Source organism: Streptomyces sp. RLA123 (assembly GCF_056270165.1).
In genome coordinates this window covers 61971-78307 of sequence record NZ_JBWDOR010000003.1, presented here as the reverse complement: position 1 = coordinate 78307, position 16337 = coordinate 61971, and the positions used below count along the sequence as shown (strand labels likewise).

Annotated in this window: 14 protein-coding genes and 5 pseudogenes; 8 read left to right on the top strand and 11 right to left on the bottom strand. The window is 68.1% G+C overall.

Annotated elements, in window-relative coordinates; all coding sequences use genetic code 11:
* Positions 1–46: 46 nt before the first annotated feature.
* Complete coding sequence (locus tag RV983_RS00615) at positions 47–436, bottom strand: hypothetical protein (RefSeq protein WP_475983777.1); 390 nt, start codon at positions 434–436, stop codon at positions 47–49.
* Between the two features lie 267 nt (positions 437–703).
* On the opposite strand from RV983_RS00615, the gene RV983_RS00610 reads away from it, so the two are divergent.
* Positions 704–1237, top strand: coding sequence for a GNAT family N-acetyltransferase (locus RV983_RS00610; RefSeq protein ID WP_475983776.1), 534 nt, complete (start codon positions 704–706; stop codon positions 1235–1237).
* Between the two features lie 300 nt (positions 1238–1537).
* Here the strand turns inward: RV983_RS00610 and RV983_RS00605 are convergent.
* Positions 1538–1987 (bottom strand): annotated as a pseudogene (locus tag RV983_RS00605) (transposase family protein); the annotation flags it as partial.
* Between the two features lie 5 nt (positions 1988–1992).
* Here RV983_RS00605 and RV983_RS00600 point away from each other — a divergent pair.
* Positions 1993–2712: pseudogene (locus RV983_RS00600) on the top strand (helix-turn-helix domain-containing protein); the annotation flags it as partial.
* Positions 2713–2849: 137 nt separating this feature from the next.
* Here RV983_RS00600 and RV983_RS00595 read toward each other — a convergent pair.
* The 5 genes and pseudogenes from RV983_RS00595 to RV983_RS00575 all read right to left on the bottom strand — a co-directional run.
* A pseudogene (locus RV983_RS00595) lies at positions 2850–3035 on the bottom strand (exopolyphosphatase); the annotation flags it as partial.
* 69 nt (positions 3036–3104) lie between these two features.
* Complete coding sequence (locus RV983_RS00590; protein ID WP_475990179.1) at positions 3105–4235, bottom strand: DSD1 family PLP-dependent enzyme; 1131 nt, start codon at positions 4233–4235, stop codon at positions 3105–3107.
* Positions 4236–4267: 32 nt separating this feature from the next.
* Positions 4268–5275, bottom strand: a complete 1008-nt coding sequence (locus RV983_RS00585; RefSeq protein WP_475983775.1) for an ornithine cyclodeaminase family protein — start codon at positions 5273–5275, stop codon at positions 4268–4270.
* Positions 5276–5285: 10 nt separating this feature from the next.
* The gene (locus RV983_RS00580) at positions 5286–5960 is read right to left on the bottom strand and encodes a helix-turn-helix transcriptional regulator (protein ID WP_475983774.1); all 675 of its coding nucleotides are present in this window, start codon (positions 5958–5960) and stop codon (positions 5286–5288) included.
* 266 nt (positions 5961–6226) lie between these two features.
* Positions 6227–6943, bottom strand: a pseudogene (locus tag RV983_RS00575) (NF041680 family putative transposase); the annotation flags it as partial.
* Positions 6944–7231: 288 nt separating this feature from the next.
* On the opposite strand from RV983_RS00575, the gene RV983_RS00570 reads away from it, so the two are divergent.
* Positions 7232–7396: a hypothetical protein gene (locus tag RV983_RS00570; protein ID WP_475983773.1), complete on the top strand. Its 165-nt coding sequence runs from the start codon at positions 7232–7234 to the stop codon at positions 7394–7396.
* A 101-nt stretch (positions 7397–7497) separates the two neighbouring features.
* Here RV983_RS00570 and RV983_RS00565 read toward each other — a convergent pair whose 3' ends face one another.
* Positions 7498–8208: an SDR family NAD(P)-dependent oxidoreductase gene (locus tag RV983_RS00565; RefSeq protein WP_475983772.1), complete on the bottom strand. Its 711-nt coding sequence runs from the start codon at positions 8206–8208 to the stop codon at positions 7498–7500.
* A 78-nt stretch (positions 8209–8286) separates the two neighbouring features.
* On the opposite strand from RV983_RS00565, the gene RV983_RS00560 reads away from it, so the two are divergent.
* Positions 8287–9087 carry a helix-turn-helix transcriptional regulator gene (locus RV983_RS00560; RefSeq protein ID WP_475983771.1) on the top strand — a complete coding sequence of 267 codons (801 nt, stop codon included), beginning with the start codon at positions 8287–8289 and terminating at the stop codon, positions 9085–9087.
* Between the two features lie 972 nt (positions 9088–10059).
* On the opposite strand, the gene RV983_RS00555 is transcribed toward RV983_RS00560, so the two are convergent.
* Entirely contained in the window at positions 10060–10578 is a 519-nt protein-coding gene (locus RV983_RS00555) for a dienelactone hydrolase family protein (RefSeq protein ID WP_475983770.1), read from the bottom strand.
* 67 nt (positions 10579–10645) lie between these two features.
* On the opposite strand from RV983_RS00555, the pseudogene RV983_RS00550 reads away from it, so the two are divergent.
* Positions 10646–11466, top strand: a pseudogene (locus RV983_RS00550) (helix-turn-helix transcriptional regulator).
* A gap of 211 nt (positions 11467–11677) precedes the next feature.
* Here the strand turns inward: RV983_RS00550 and RV983_RS00545 are convergent.
* Both RV983_RS00545 and RV983_RS00540 read right to left on the bottom strand, forming a co-directional pair.
* A complete protein-coding gene (locus tag RV983_RS00545) occupies positions 11678–11902 on the bottom strand; it encodes a hypothetical protein (RefSeq protein WP_475983769.1) in 225 nt (74 codons plus the stop codon).
* Positions 11903–12452: 550 nt separating this feature from the next.
* Positions 12453–12902, bottom strand: coding sequence for a nuclear transport factor 2 family protein (locus tag RV983_RS00540; protein WP_475983768.1), 450 nt, complete (start codon positions 12900–12902; stop codon positions 12453–12455).
* Positions 12903–13308: 406 nt separating this feature from the next.
* On the opposite strand from RV983_RS00540, the gene RV983_RS00535 reads away from it, so the two are divergent.
* The 3 genes from RV983_RS00535 (at position 13309) to RV983_RS00525 (ending at position 16054) form a co-directional block, all read left to right on the top strand.
* Positions 13309–14532 carry an MFS transporter gene (locus RV983_RS00535; RefSeq protein ID WP_475983767.1) on the top strand — a complete coding sequence of 408 codons (1224 nt, stop codon included), beginning with the start codon at positions 13309–13311 and terminating at the stop codon, positions 14530–14532.
* Positions 14533–14768: 236 nt separating this feature from the next.
* Positions 14769–15218: an Rrf2 family transcriptional regulator gene (locus tag RV983_RS00530; protein WP_475983766.1), complete on the top strand. Its 450-nt coding sequence runs from the start codon at positions 14769–14771 to the stop codon at positions 15216–15218.
* 437 nt (positions 15219–15655) lie between these two features.
* Positions 15656–16054 (top strand): nuclear transport factor 2 family protein, encoded by a 399-nt coding sequence (locus RV983_RS00525; RefSeq protein ID WP_475983765.1) that lies wholly within the window; start codon positions 15656–15658, stop codon positions 16052–16054.
* Positions 16055–16337: the final 283 nt, after the last annotated feature.

Genomic DNA, 16337 nt, shown 5'->3' with positions numbered 1-16337 from the left:
GGCCCTGTCCAGCACATCGGACGGATCTTGCGGGCAGTAACTGTCGCTACGCACTGTGTATCCACTGTGTCGGCGCCCTCGAAAAAACTACTCTTTTCTCACCCTCTTCGCATTTCGACGAGGAACTGCCCAAATTTTCGGGACTGAAAAGAGAACGGGTCTCCAGGACCATGTGCGTCATGCCGTCGCGCCGGCAGCGGTCCAGGACTTCATGCAGGTCCGGTGCCCGGTCAGCGACCGACGTTCCTTCGTGGAGGTAGCGGTAGCCGGGGGCCTGCGGGACGCCGGCGTCGCGGGCCAGGCAGTGCACGCAGCCGCGTTCACGGAACCAGCGCAGCACCAGCACGGCTTGGCGGAACGGACCGAGCGCCCGGCTGCCGCGCGGGATGCCGATGGACCGGCGGTGCGCAGCCAGCAGACGGGACAGGTACTCCACGACATGGTGCGGGGCTTCAAGCGTGGCAACATAGGTGACCAACGTGAAGCCTCAGGTGGTTACGGACATGATCTTGTGGTGAGACCTGTCCTACCAGGGGCTTTACGTCTGCCCGCCACCGGGCCCCGCTTGTCCGACCCGCTGCCCATGGGTGATCCGCGTCGCTTCGCGGACCTCGGTTGTCCCTCGTTTCGAGCGTCCACGATCGGCAGGCCCGACGGCGCCCCATGACACGACTGCGCGTTCGCCCGTGAGATGGTTGCTGCCATGACAGTTGGCGCGCCAGGCAGCGAGGTTGTACTCGAGTCGAGTCGCCTGCTGCTCAGACCTTGGCGGGTAGCCGAGGCCGTCGTCCAGCGCGAGCTGTGGACCGAACGTGACCCACGAGTACCGCCGCACCGCCGAATCGGCGCCAACGGACACCCCACGGTCGCAGAGCTCGAGGATTCGATCCGCACCAACAAGGTGTGGGCGACCGGGTTGCTGGCGGTCGAACGGAAGGCCTTTCGTGATGTCATCGGCTACTGCGGGCTGGTCGACAGCGGGCGAGGGTCGGTAGGGGAACCGGAATTGGCATTCGAGCTGCTACGCCGAGTTTGGCGTCAGGGATACGCGACCGAAGCCTCGCTGGCGGTTCTGGAATGGGCGAGATCATCTGGGCACGAACGTCTGTGGGCCACGGTCTGGGACTGGAACACCGCTTCTCGCCGAGTGCTGGCCAAGATCGGGTTCACCGAGACCGATCGGAAGGAAGTCGACGCGGTGCACGGGACCACCCTGTTCACCACGAGACAGCTCTGACACGACCGGAACACACCGTGCGGCCCAGGGAAGAGACCTGGCGCCTCCCGAACTCGTCAACATCACCTGACCCCGATTGAGGACGCCTCCCATACTCATCGACAAGGCCTGCCGGCTCTTCGGCAGACCTCGCCCAGCACTGCTCAGGCTCAGGATGGAAAAGGCTCAATGCACGCGCAAGCCCGGACCTGGGCTGAGGAGGAAGGGCGTCATCGAATCTGGACCGTGGCGCAGGTGAACGTGGTCTCCTGGAGTAGCGCCGGAGTGATGGCGATGCCAGTGACGTTTTCTCAACGGTGATCATTTCCAGTTTCCGTTGAGGACGAGGGCGGCGCGGGCGATGTCGCCGATCCTGCTGGGGCTGAGGGTGATGTGCTGGAGGGTGCGCCAGCGCTGCTTGAGTTCGGCGGCGGCGCGTTCGCCGAGCGCACGGATGCCTCTGATGAGGCTGTTTGTGGTTTGTGTGTCTGCGTGCAGCGCCCGTTCGGAGCGGCCTTTGGGGCGTCGGACGGGGACGTGGATGCCGATGCCGGCGCCGATGTAGCCCTTGTCGGCCAGGGTGGGCAGGCCGTCGGCCGCGGCTTTGTACAGAGCGGGAAGGGCGTGGATGCGTGCTGCGGTGATGTCGGGAGTGGAGCCGGGCTCAACATCGGAGACCCATAGCGGGGTGCCGTCCGGGGCGGACAGGAACTGTACGTTCCCGCCGAACGCCTTGTGTTTCTGGCTGAACCACAGGTCGTTGCCGTTCTCGCGAACGGCACGGACTGATAAAGGCCGGGGATCTCATGGTGCTCGACAATGCGAAGCCCTACGAGGTTTTGTTCCACGGCCCAGTACGTGGAGTTCTAGTCAGCGTTCCCACGCACATCCTGGGGCTGCGGCCGTCCCTGCTCGATCAGATCACGGCTGGTCCACTCAGTTCGGAGCGACCGGCCGTGGGCGCCACAGCAGCGTTCTTCACCCGACTGGCTCGTCATCGGGGCGCTGCCGGTAAAGCCGATACCGCCCTGTTCACGGAGCCCAGTGTCGACCTGATCAGGGCTGTGGTCACCATGGTCCTGCACCAGGACGACCTGGCCAGAACGCTCCTGAACAGCACACTTCTTGAGCGTGTTCAGGAATACGTGCGCCTCCATTTGGCAGACCTCGATCTGACTGCCGAGCGTATCGCAGCCGAGCACAACGTTTCCGTACGCTGGCTCTACCTGACCCTGTCCCGAGCGGGAACCACCCTTGGTGCATGGATCAGGACGCAGCGCCTCGAAGAATGCAGGAGGGAACTGGCTTCGGCAGCACATTAGTTCATGACGATCGAGGCCATCGCCCACCGGTGGGGGTTCGCCAGCGCACCCCACTTCAGTCGCGTCTTCAAGACGGCGTACGGCGTGAGCCCCCGCGACTTTCGGTTGGGGCAGAGTGGGCTTTCACCGGAAACAAAACATCTCCGGCAGAGCACTTTGGACGGACCACCCTGACCGTACCGGGCCCACCTGGAAGGCGAACCGGAGCCGCCCCGCGCCCCGCTCGGAACGTTCGACTGTGAGCGGGGCAGACGACAGGGCCCCCGCCGGTTGCCGATCCTGCGGGGCCCTGTTCTGTGCGTTGCCGCAGGTCAGCCCTTGCGCTTATCCCGCTCGACGTCCTCTGCCGCTTTGGGGGCGATGCCGTCGAGGATGTCGTGCTCGGAGACCGCGACCTCCCGGGCGCCCGTGCGCTCCATGATCCGCAGCAGTACCAGGGCCCTGTCGCCGATCACGTCGACCCGGCCCGGGTACATCACCGGGAACGCCGCACGCTGCAATCTCACCCGGGGCCGCCTTCACCTACCTCACCGCGTGGATGGTCCGCCCCCCTTGCCCGGGGCAGGTCACCAGCCGGTGATGCGGGGCCAGCGCGCTTGGATCACCGGGGCGGGCTCCGTGCCCTTGCTGCTGTCGACGACGTGGTAGCCGTGGTGCTGGGCGGCGGTGGCGCAGGCGTGGTTGGGCAGGATGCGCAGCCGGGTGCCGACCGGCAGGTCGGGCAAGTCGGTGCCGTCGCGGGCGGTGAGGGTGCCATGTTCCTGGCTCGCGGCCGTCATGACCAGGTTCGGGATGAGGTGGCCGGCCATGTCGGTGACCAGACCGTAGCCCTGGTCCTGGGCCTGGGCGGCGGTGCCGCGGTCGCGGGACATGGCCATCCAGCCGCCGTCGGTGACGATCCACCCGTACTCGGGGCGGTGGCCGATGACGGTGACGACCACCGACAGGGCGAGGTCCTGCACCTGGCAGACGTCGAGGCCGGCCATCACCAGATCGAAGAACATGTAGTTACCGGCCCGCAGTTCGGTGACCCCAGTGAGGTCCTCGGCCGCGTGCGTGGTGGGGGTGGAGCCGACGCTGACGCAGGCCACGGGCATACCAGCCGCACGGAGACGTTCGGCTGCGGCAACCGCGGTGTCACGTTCGTGCTGTGCGGCCAGGCGCTGTTCTTCGGCGCTGTAGGCGAAGTACGACTCACCTGCGTGGGTGAGCACGCCGTCGAGGCAGGCCGCGTCGTGCAGGATGCGGCCGGTCTCGGTGAGGGCGGGGTCGTCGGGCTTGAGACCACCGCGGTGGCCGTCGCAGTCGATCTCGATCTGGGCCGGGATGGGCAGGCCGGCCTGGCCGGAGGCTTCCGCGACGAAGACGGCCTGCTCGATGCTGTCCAGCAGGACTCGCACGGTCACGCCGCGCCGCAGGAGAGCGATGACGCGGGGGAGCTTGTGGGGATCGATGCCGACGGCGTAGGTGATGTCGGTGTAGCCGCCGTCGGCGAACGCCTCGGCCTCGGCGAGGGTGGAGACGGTGATGGGACACGTGTTGCCGTCGTTCAGAAGCGCGGCGACGTCGAGGCTCTTGGCTGTCTTCATGTGCGGGCGCAGGGTGACCCCGAGCCGGCTGGCCCTGGCCCGCAGGCGTTCGATGTTGCGCAGGCTCTTGTGCACGTCGACAACGGCGAACGGGGTGTCCGGATCCATCAGGGTCTGTGCGGCGGAGGCGGGGGTGGTGGTCACAGGGAGATGTCCATCTTCTTCAGGAGGGCCAGAGCCAGGTAGAGGTCTTGCAGTCCGATCCCTGAACTGTCGAAGACTGTGATGTCACGGTGGTCGGTGCGTCCTTGGGCGCGCTGGGTGAGGACTTCGCCGAGGGGGATGAGGACGGTGTCCTCGGGTGCGTGCTGGCTTTCGCCCATGCGGCGTGCCTGTTCGGGCAGGTCGCAGAAGACCCGTGCGCGGGCGAACAGGGCGGGGGGCAGCTCCCGCTTTCCAGGGGCGTCGGCGCCCATGCAGGACAGGTGCGTGCCGGGGCGGACCCACTCGGCCTCGAACAGGGGAGGGTCTTCGGCCCGTGCGGTGGTGGCGGTGACGATCACGTCGGCGCTCGCGCAGGCTTCCTCGGCACCGGCCGCACGTGCTGTGTGTCCCTCTGCGGTGAGTGCGGCAGCCACGGTCGCTTCGCGGGCCTTGTCGCGTCCCACGATCAGGATCTCGCCGATCGGCCGGACCCGGGCGACGGCCCGCGCCTCATAGGCGGCCTGATGGCCGGTGCCGAAGACCGCAAGGGTGGCGGCGCCGGTGGGGGCGAGCAGGTCGACGGCGAGCGCGTCGGCCGCGGCGGTCCGGTAGGCGTTCGCGGCACCGAGTTCCAGGACGGCGGCGATCCGGCCGATCCTCTGGTCGAGCAGCAGCAAAGTGGAGTGGTGACGCGGGAGCCCACGTCTCAGGTTGTCCGGCCAGTAGGTGCCGATCTTCACCCCGGCATGCGTCGCGGACGCGGACGGCTTGAGCGTGAACCGGTTGCGCGGATCGGAGCCGTGCACGGCCAGGGAAGGGAAGACCACGCCCTGCACCGTCGCGGCGAAGGCCGCGCGTGCCGCTTCCAGAGCCAGCTCCTCGTCCACGAGCGCAGCCGTCTGTTCCTCCGGGATGAACAGCAGGCCACGGCCTGTGTCCGACGGCGGGCCGGAACTGGGCGGAGAAGCAGGTGCGGTGTGTGCGGCCGGTCCGGCGTCGGTCATGTACGGTCCTTTACTTGGCGTAGTTGTAGACCGTGGCCCGGGACACGCCCAGCAGGTCCGCGATGGTCTGGGCGGCGTCGCGCCCCTCGAAGTAGCCCTCGCCCTGCAGCTGCCGCACGAGCGCCTTCTTGTCGTCCCGACTCAGCGACCGGGGGGTGGCACCGCGCTCCGCGGCCAGCGCCTCCATAGTTCGGCGCAGCTCGCGCACGTTGCGGTCCCGCAAATTCTCCAGCGGGTGCTCGCGGTGCTCGACATCGGTGGCCACGAGGTTCGACAACGCCAGCGTCACCGGCGACAGGACGGACACGTCAAGGTTCAGGCACAGGGCCGCGATGTACTGGCCCGCGGCGTTCTTGATGCCGATCGACGTGCTCTTCACCGGCCGACCGTCGGGAAACTGGTTGGGGTAGTTCTGGATCACGCTCGGGTACTGCGGATCCGCGACGCGGGCCAGGCCCAGCTCCGTGGCCGAATCCCCGACCTCCCGGCCGGAAAGGTTGTTCTCGATCACCCGAATTGCCTGCTGGGGGTCCCGCAGGTCGTGCAGAACCACCTCACACAGCCCGGGAAACATGCGGCCCAACGCCACAGCGATCTTCTCCGCCTCGCGGACGAGGTGCTCATCGCCCTCGGCCGCAGCGACGGCCACGGGACCCCTGCGGTCGCCCTCCGGCCGCTCAGCCACGGGATGCTCCACGGCCCGCCTCCATCCTGGACTCGAATTCCATCTTTAGACAATGATGCTAAAGCATTCTCCGAGCCGCGCCCAATCCCGCCGATGAGAGCGATCGCACCTGGGCGTGCGCGGGCAGGCTGGGCTCCCTGGCTGCCATGCTCATGTCAGTGTCGCTCTGCAGGGCCAGGCCTCTGAGTTTCTGGGTTGGACAGCCTAGGCAACGGGCTACTGACTCGTAGGTCTGAGCTTGTTGTTAAACCCTGCTGCTGTTTCGAGCGGACGTGTTCGGTGAGGGTTTCGGCTCGTCTCGCGGTCTTGCCGGGCTCGTAGCGTGGGGCTGGCCTGCGGTTCTTTGAGCCTGGTGGGCGTCCGGGACCTGGTCGGGAGGGTTGCGGCACTCGTATCGGACTGGGGGTCTTCGTGCGGAGGTGCCGGAACCTTCGGCGGGCACGGGCGGGGGTGAGCCGGCGGGGTTCGGCGGGTCGCTCCCAGGGGCGGCGGAGGTCCTCGGCGAGCGGGCGGGCGAGGCGGAGCTGGGTGTGGGCGGCGATGATCAGCCAGGTCCACAGGTCGGCGGTGCGCGGGCCCCGGACCTTCGGGACGGTTCAGCCCAGGGTCTGCTTGAACAGCCGGAAGGTGTGTTCCAGGTCGAAGCGTCACAGAAACGCCTGCCAGCGCCGGTCGACGTCCTCGCAGGTCATGCCGGTGCGTGAGGACCACAGCCAGACCGGCTTCGGGTCGCGGTCGCCGGGCAGGTGCTCGATCTTCAAGCGAATCAACGTGCCGTGGATCAGTGGGAGTTCACCGCGGTGGTCGAGCCACGGGCCGCGGGTCTGCAGGCGGGGGTGCATCCGGTCCCAGGCCAGGACTTCGGCAGTGCCGTAGCGGGTGGTGGTGCAGGCGGTGGCCTGCTCGGGGGTGTGCCACGTCTCGGGCTTGGCGAAGGTGAGGACGCCGCCGTGCTTGCGGGGCTGCCTGCCGTGCGGGCCGGAGCGGCGCGGGGGATTGCCAGCGTCCACCCCGCCCGCGAATCGTCGGCAAGTGCGGCTCCAGTCGAGCCCACCCTTCATCCGAAAGATCTCCCCGTCCCATGTCCCACGGAACGAGTGCCCAGCGGGAGCGTCACGCGACCCATCGGACACGACCTAGACGGGACAACCCTGCCCGACAACTCCACCTCACGCGTCCACTGATCCTTCCACCGCGAACACGCCTCGCCGTCTCGCCGCCCCGCCACCCGATCCGGCCTGGCGCGACAGTTCGTCCTGGTCTGCATCGGCGTGAAGAATGTCGAGGTGGACGGCTGGTCCGGCCGGCCCACAACCGCCGCCGCCCTCGCCGGGAACGCGGTCGTACTCGCCGGCCAGGGCAAGCGCGTGTCCTTCGAGGCCACCGGGATTCGCGCCGAGTCCCCAGCCGGACGCCAGCGGAGCCCATCGCGGTGACATCGCTCGCCAGTCCAGGAGTGGATCGGCGCACCGGAAGCCTCACCCGAGAAATGGAGGGGTCTCGGTGGCACTGTGCCTTGCCGATGACCATCGGGTGGCTACCAGGGGACCGGTGTTCCGTCCCAGGAGAAGAACGCGCCGGAGGGTCCGTCGTCAGGCAGCGTCGCCAGCCGGACCGCGCCGGCGGCCGCCTCGGCCGGGTCCCCGCCCGCAGCCGCGGCGGCGGCGTTCAGATCGGTTCGTCGCAGACCAGGTGCCAAGGCGTTGACCTTGAATCCGTCGTCGGCAAGGCTCTGGGCATAGAACAGGGTCAACGCGTTCAGGGCCGCTTTCGACGAGCGGTAGGAGGCGAAGGCACCCCGGTACCCGGAGTGCTCGGTGGCGGCGGCCGCAAGCGACCCGGTCCCGCTGGAGATGTTCACGATCCTTGGGTGGGCGGAGCGCCGCAGGGCCGGCAGCAGCGCGTTGGTCACCGCCACCACGCCAAATACGTTCGTCTCATAGACCCGGCGGAAGGTATCGGCGTCCTCGTCCTGCGCGCCCATACCCTCAGAGGGGGAGACGCCCGCGTTGTTGACCAGGACGTCCAGAGCGGTGATACGGTCCGCCGCCAAGGCGATGCTCACAGGATCGGTGACATCGAGGACCAGAGGCCTCGCGTCACCGCCGATGTCAGCGACGGTATGTTCCGCGCGTTCGGCGGTCCGCGAGCCGACATAGACGGTCAGTCCCGCCTGGACGAGCTGGCGGGCGATTTCCTTGCCGATCCCTTTGTTCGCGCCGGTGACCAGCGCAGTCAAGATTTCCATGCCACCAGCCTCGCCGCCGGCCCGGCACGCGACCAGGGACAATCGATACCAGGAAGACACAGCCCGAGGAGATGCCCGGTGGCCCGAGACGAATTGGCCCGCTTCTTGCGCGACCGTCGCGCGGGACTGCGCCCCGAGGACGTCGCCCTGCCCGCGGTGCCCCGGCGCCGCACCGGCGGCCTGCGCCGGGAAGAGCTCGCGGATCTGGCGCACATGTCGGTCGACTACTACGTCCGCCTGGAGCAGGCGCGCGGGCCGCGTCCCTCCCCGCGGATCCTCGACGGCCTCGCGGCTGCGCTGCGACTGGCTCCGGCCGAGCGCAGTCACCTCTTCCAACTGGCCGGCCAGACCCCCCAGCCGCCCACCGCGCCCCCGCGGCGCGTGCGCAGGCACATTGCCGAACTGCTGCACCGGCTCCCGGACACCGCCGCCCTGGTCACCGCGGCGAACTACGACGTCCTGGCCTGGAACCCGCTGGCCCAAGCACTGCTCGGCGACCTGGACCGGCGGCCGAACCTTGCGTGCCGCCGTTTCCTGCTGCGCGAGCAGGTCCTGACCACTGGCCACGAGGACTTCGCCGAGATCGTCGTCTCCCGCCTGCGCACCGCCGCCGACCGCTACCCCCACGACGAAAATCTGTCCGGCCTCCTTGCGGACCTTACGGCGAACAGCGCGGAGTTCCGCGAGATCTGGGCCTCCCACCCGCTGCGGATCCCCGGGCACCGGAGGAAGACCTTGGTCCACCCCGAACTCGGCGAGCTTCGCCTCAACTGCGACGTGCTCAATCTCCCCGAGGACGACCAGCAAGTGCTGTTCATGACAGCCGACCCCGACACACCGACCGCCCGCGCCCTGCGCCGCCTGTCCACCCGGCCTTGAGGCCCGCTCCGAGAGTGCCGTCAACGAGCAGGGGCCACGTGACGGGCAGCTCACGCTTCTGGCGGCGGCATTCCTTGTCCTCGGCGTGCGCGCGTGCCTTCTGTGCGGCTTCGGCCTCGAGCCGGGCGCGGGTGGACTGCAGCTTGGCCGCGCGTTTCTCGCGGCGGTCGAGTTCGGTTACCCGCGAAGCCCACCAAGGCCGCCAGGAGCGGGCTGCTGTTCAGCAGCAGGGCGACGACGGTCCCCGCAGGCGGGACCGCCAGAGCGGCCAGGACGACGCGGGAGGGCAACATGCGGGCTCCAGATGTGCCGCCGGCGGACCCGGACGCGGTGCCCGCCTCAGTCAGGCACACAGCGCGCTGCTGACCGCGATGGCCGGCATCAGCGTGTCGAAGACCATCGAGTGGTCGATGTGCTCCCGACCCGTGAAGCCGGGCCACTGGCCGCGTGGCTGGTCCGCCACCCTGGCGTGGAGATCATCTGCCGGGACCGGGCCGGTGCCTATGCCGAGGGTGCCCGGCGCGGTGGCAGCGCCTCGGCCGAGCCGTGGAGACCTGCGTCGCCGCCCGAACGGCTGCCGGCCAGCCGCAGGGCGACTCGGCTCCCGTCGGCCGGCGGGCCGAGCGGAAGAAGGCAGCACATGACTTGGTCCAAGAACTCCTCGCCCAGGGGTGCTCACGCCGGGCGATCGCCCGGCACCTGGGCTGGGGCCTCAACACCGTGCTCCGGTACGCGAACGCGAATGCCGCACGCTGGCAGGACACCTTCCGCGATAACCGGCCGCGACCCAGCAGACTGGACCCCTACAAGCCCTGCTTGGAGCGCGATTCACCGAGGGATGTACCAGTGTCACCCGACTGCACGGCGAGCTGGTTGCCGAGCACGCTCCTGTCACCCCCGGCATGGTCCGCGCGCACATTGCCACTTTGCGCGGGGCTCCATCCGGCGCACCACCCCGGCCGCAGGTGTCCGTCAAAGCGGAACAAGCTCACACTGAGTGGTCGGCAGCCAGCCACCGTAGACGACAGCCACCACAGCGAGGTCGAACTCGGTGGCCGCGAGGTAGGCGATGTGACCGCTCAGGCTCAACCCGACCATGCTGACGCGATCGCTGCCGAGAGAGCGAAGGTGGTCGATGGCGGCGCCCACATCGCTGAGCAGCGCGGCGCGATTCATCAACTCCAGCAGTTCGAAGCCGTGCTCCCGGCCCGCCGGGTCGCGGCGCAGCTCGCTGCCGGGGGCGGTGCGGTGGTGGAAGTCCGGCGCGAGTGCCACGAACCCGAGCCGGGCGAGATGGTCGCAGACATCGCGGACAGCGGCATCGACGCCGAAGAGCTCCATGCCCACCAGGACACCCTGGAACGGGCCGGGGCCCGTTGGCCGGGCCATGTAGGCCCCCATCGGCAGCCCGTCGCTCACCGGGATGCCGACCTGTTCGGTGCGGATGGCGTACGGCCCGGCCATGCCGGAGTCCGTGTTCTTGACGTTCATGGCGCCAACGTAGCCACGGCCTGGACTGGTATCCAGAGGATGTTTTCCTAGTAATGGAAATACCAGGATGCCTCAGTCCACAACCCGGGCCAGGGAGCTGGGAGATTTGCTCCGATCCCGCCGTGAGCGGCTGCAGCCGGCCGATGTCGGTCTGCCTGCGGGGGCGCGACGCCGGACCCGCGGTCTGCGCCGGGAAGAGGTGGCCCAGCTCGCGGCGATTTCCGCGACGTACTACACCTACCTGGAGCAGGGACGCGAAATGCGCCCCTCCCGCCAGGTGCTCGACTCCCTCTCGGCGGCCCTGCGGCTCGACTCCGCCGAGCGCAGCCATATTCACGAACTCATCCACGGCGCCCCACCCGCCGAAACTCCCGCGGTCGCTGAGATGCTCTCGCCTGCCGTCGTCGCGCTCGTCGACCGGCTCGACCCGTGCCCGGCCTATGTCACCGGCCGGTACTGGGACGTGCTGGCCTCCAACCGGGCCGCCCGCGCATTGTGGACCGACTGGCCCGCCCGGCCGCCGGAAGCCCGCAATCTGCTCTGGTGGATGTTCACCGACCCCGGCGCCCGTCAGGTATGGCCGACTGGCCGGCCGAAGCATCCGCACTGCTCGGCCGGTTCCGCACTGCCGCGGCCCGGCACCCGAGCGACCCCGCCTTCAGCACGCTGCTCGAGCACCTGCTCGCGGCGAGCCCCGAGGTACGAAAGTGGTGGCCACAGCACAGGGTCGTACCCCTGAGCTCCGGCACCAAGCGGCTACGTCATCCCGCCCTCGGGGAGATCGAGTTGGAACACGTCGTGCTCCAACTCAGCGACAATCCCGAACAGAAACTGGTCACCTTCACCGCCACCGACCAGGACCAAGCCCGGATCACCCAGCTGTTGTAGATACCTATTGCACGTCCGCTCGGCTACCGGCCCGCGAACCCCACAAGACGGGTGCTCAAGTCAACCCCCGAAGGACTTCCGGAGCCCACAACTAAGCCGGGCCTGAGGATGCTGGTCGTCGGTGTGGTCCGGGTCCCCCCGGCACGACGGCGCCGGACAGGAGTCCTGTCCGGCGCCGCCCGCCCGCCTGTTCCCGGGTGTGCCGCTGGCGTCAGGGGAGCCAGAGCGTCAGGAGGAAGCCCGGGCTGTCCCACGTGCACGTGTACTGGTAGGCCTGGCCGGAGTCGACGAACTTCTTGCCGGCCGTCTTGCAGGCCTCGCTCGTCGCATACACCTTGTACGGCACGTTCGCGTTCGCCGGGGCGGCGAGCGCCAGCATCCCGGTGAGTGTTGCGACCACGGCCACGGCGACCGAGGCGCCTCTGCGCTTGTTCATGTCCCCTCCAGGAAGAGCTCGTTGCACGATTGGATCACCGACATCCTCACACCATTACAATGGACACGTCAAGAATGCGGATCGTGGGCGGCGTCGCCGTGCCGTCCCGGCGGTAGCGCGGCCGGAAGCCTGGCAGGGGCCCTGCTTCACCGATCCTGCAATTGCAGCCGTTGTCGCGTCACAGGTCGATGAGGGGCGTCGACTGGGGCAACTGCTGCGAAAATGAATAATGACTCAACGATCGCCGGCTCGCTCGAGCGACGTACCTTCCGGTGTTCCTTGCCGCGCGCCCTCTCCACCAGGTGTGTGACCGCTCCTGGTGTGTCAGCCACTGGCTGCTTCATAGCCGGCACCGGCCTGACCCTCAACGATCCAGCCTCACCCTGACAAGCCGAAGTCACTGCGCAACCCGGAGGAAACTCTCGGGCACCCATTCGCTGCTGAGATGTGCCGACTACGGCCCGAACGGTTCTGGCGAGCCGGTCGCCGGCAGGCATGTCCAACCCGGACGGCCCGTCAGAAGCTGACCGCCGGCCAGCTCTGGTGCTGGCTACAGGCTGTCGCTCACCGCCTTGCCCCAGGCCACCCCGTCGGTGTGCGTACCGGCGAAATCCGGGTCTTCGTAGATGTGAACCCTCTTGATGTGTTCACCTTCGAACTCGAATACGTTGCAGAACAGCCCGAAGGTGGAGACGCCGTCAGGGAAGGCCACGCCCGATGCGGTAGTTCCCTTCACCGCCCCCTCGATGACCACATAGTTTCCGGACGAGAGCACGGTGAAACCGGCGATGTCGTGCTCAATCGCCGAAATTCCCCTGCCGAGGCCTTGTGCGAACGCCCCGATCTGGCCCTTTCCGGTGGCAAATCCGAACTTCGGGAAGAACATCTGAGCGTTTTCGGTGAACAGATCCAAAACGGCAGGATCGGCGGCGTCCACCATACGAAAGTAGTTGATGGCTGCCTCTTCGCGCCTTTTCTGGAGATCGTTACGGCCGTTCATTTTTCCTCCTGATGTGCCGTTCGCGCAGCGTTTTCCGCCGCGCAAACGTATGAATGTCCTTGCGGGCCGAGCCGTGCAGTTCCCTGGTAATCGCGACCGTGCACGACGGGTCCGCCGGACCGCTGGGCCGCTCAGGTCCACGTGTGCGCCGGGGGCGAGAGCCGATCACGCCTTGTCCGGATGCCGCGGCGCTGCCAGGGGCCCCCGCACCGCACCGCTGCAATGTAACCTACACTGTTACATATGCGGGTCGCAGACGGACCAGGAGTCCGCCAGTGCGAGCGCCCGCCTTTTGCCAGGTCACACCGGCGTGACCGTTGTCCGCTTGCGCCTCTGCGAAGCACAGGCTCCGCGTCGTGGCGCGGCACGGATCAACAGGGCCCAGAGCCCTCCCAGGAGAGAGAGCATGAGTAGTCCTTCCAGTGTGGCTTCGGCCGTCCAGCAACCGGAATCGATACCGTCCTCCGTCGAAGGCGGGCGCTCTCCGCGGGGTGGCTGGTCGGCCGTCGTCTCCGTCGCGCTGATGTCCTTCGTGCTGGTGCTGTCGGAGTTCCTGCCGATCGGGCTGCTGCCCGTGATCTCCTCCAGCCTGGGTGTGTCCATCGGCACAGTCGGCCTGGTGGTGGTCGTGCCCGGTCTGATGGCTGCGGTGACGGCTCCCTTGGTCACGATGGCATCCGGGCGGCTGGACCGGCGCCGGGTCCTGATCGCCCTCGCCCTGTTCATTGCCGCATCCAACGCCCTGGCGGCCGTGGCACCCAACATGGCCGTGATGGTCGCGGCCCGGGTGCTGCTCGGCGTCGGCGTGGGAGGATTCTGGGCCATGGGCGCTGGTGTCGCCGCCCGACTGGTGCCCGCCCGGGCCGTCCACCGGGCCACATCGCTGATCACCGCCGGAATCTCGGCCGGCACCGTGGTCAGCCTGCCGCTCGGCGCCCTGGTGGGCCACCTCGCCGGGTGGCGCACCGCGTTCGTCGTGGCCGCCGGAGCCGCGCTCCTCGCCCTGGCCACTCTGGCAGTGAGGCTACCCGCGCTACCGCCCACCGGGGCGATCCGCCTGGCCGCACTCACTTCCGCCCTGCGCAACCCCGCAGTCCGGATCTCCCTGCTGGCAACCGTTCTGATCTTCTTCGGGCACTTCGCCGCCTACACCTACGTGACCCCGTACCTGGAGGAGCGGGCGAACTTCGGGTCCTCCGCGGTGACGGCGGTCCTGCTGGCGTACGGTCTGGCAGGTCTGGCCGGCAACTTCGCCGCCGGCGCGGTGATCGGCCGCCGCCTGCGCGCGGTGTACGTCGCCTCGGCCGTCCTGGTCGCGGCCGCAGCCGCCCTCCTCAACGCCGCGGCAGGCACGGCACCCGCGGTGGTCGCGCTCGTCGCAATCTGGGGCGCGGCGTTCGGCGCGGTCCCCCTGGCGCTGCAGACATGGATCCTGCGTGCCACCCCCGAGGCCCCCGAAAGCGGCATGGCGCTCTTGGTCAGCGCCTGCCAACTTGCCCTGGCCGCAGGGTCGTTCATCGGTGGGGTCGTCGTCGACGGATACGGCACGTGGGCCGGCTTCGCGGTCGGAGCAACGCTCGCCCTGCTCAGCGCGGCCACCCAGATCCGCCCCCGCCTGCCGCTCAGCTGAAGCCGGGCCGTAGCGGGGCCAGGTCGCAACGACATCCTCGCAACATCACTCGTGGAGGGCTTGCCGACTCCCACCTGTGGTCCCGGCGGAAACGTCGCACCAGCGCAGGATCACCCGAGGTACGGGCAAAGCACTGCGACAAAGCGCCGGGTATCGCACATGTTGTAACATTGCCTGTTACAGTGTTGGCGGGTGTGGGCTGGAGCGTCGGCCCGCCGAGTCGGAGGAGGCCAAGGGTGAGCGCGAACAGCAGGGTGACGATCGGCGCCCATGTGCTGACCTGGATGTCGCTGGACCGGCAGAACAATGAGGTCGCCACCTCGGAGCGCATCGCGGAGAGCGTCAACACCAACCCTGTGGTGATCCGCCGATGCCTGGGCGACCTGCGCAAGGCGGGTTTGGTGCAAGCCAAAAGGGGTGCGGGAGCGGGCTGGACTCTGACGCGGGAACCCGAGGAGATCACCCTGCTCGAGGTCTACCTCGCCATGGAGAGTGAGGGCCCGTTCGGGATGCACCACACACCGCCGAACGCCGACTGCCCCGTCGGCTTCGGGATCCGGCCGGCCCTGCAGCAGGTGTACAGCGGGCTGGAGCAGCAGATGCAGCGACACCTGGCCGGCACCACGATCGCCGACCTGCTGCGGGATGTCCTCGCCCAGCAGCAATCGAACGCCCACTACGCCTGAACCTCGAAGGCCAAGTGGTGAGCCGCCAGCACCCGCCGGCTGCCATCCGCTCCCGGATCAGCCGCCATAGAGGGCCGGCCGCCTCACACCATCGCCGCCGAGGCGAAGCGACGCTCCCGCTGCACGTGATCGATCACCTGAATCGCAACCTTCGACCCGCGCGTGGCCCCGGCGAAGACGCAGCGCTGCTCCGCTCCACGGGCTAAGCCGGCGAGGGTACTTCTGCTGCCCTGCCACCGTTTCAGCGGGGACGTTCACGTTTTTGACTCTACGGTCCATATCAGTTCTACTGAAACTGCGGCATGAATCCCCCCCCTGGATTCCACGGGTATTTTTCTCGGATCTCGCTTGGCCACCGGGGCCGCACGATCGCGGAAATTCATGTACTCGCCTGTCGTCCTGGAACGTCCCAGGCTCCCTTTCTGGAAGGTTTGATCATGGCAACGCGTGAGGTTGTGGAGAAATTCTTCGGACTGCTGGCCGCCGGGGATCCGGATGCAGTGGCCGCGGTGTTCGCCGACGAAATCGACTGGTACGTTCCCGGCTCTTCCTCGCTGCCCTGGACGGGGCACCGCTCCCGGGGCAGGGACGTGGCCGACTACCTCCGGACCCTCGTGTCGAATATCGTGCCGGAGAAGAACGTCGACAAGGTGGAAGCCCTTCTCGTCGACGGCGACCATGCGGTCATGCTGGGCCGGTTCACGCGCATGGCGAAGACCACCGGGCGAATCTACGAGATGCCCATCGCCATGCACCTCCAGGTGGAGGGTGACAAGATCGTCAAGATGTACCTCTACGAGGACACGCTCAAGGTCTCCGAGGCCTACGCGGGCTGACACGCAGGAACGAGGACAGGGCCGTCCGCAGCCTGATCTGCTCCAGTTCCGCCTGCGGAAGCCCTGACCGGTGGACCCAACGCAGATGAAGCCGATCCGGCCTCTCCGAGCGCTCGGGAAATGCGCGCTCGGCGGATCCCCAGGCGCCGCCCGAAGTCGCCGCCGGCCACGACGTCGCGCGTGAAGAAGGACGGACATACGCTCGTAGAGGGACTACGAGGCAGAGCTCCATGTCTGCCATGTCGCTACGCGCTTCCTGCAGAGGAGAAGCTTTCACCCATCA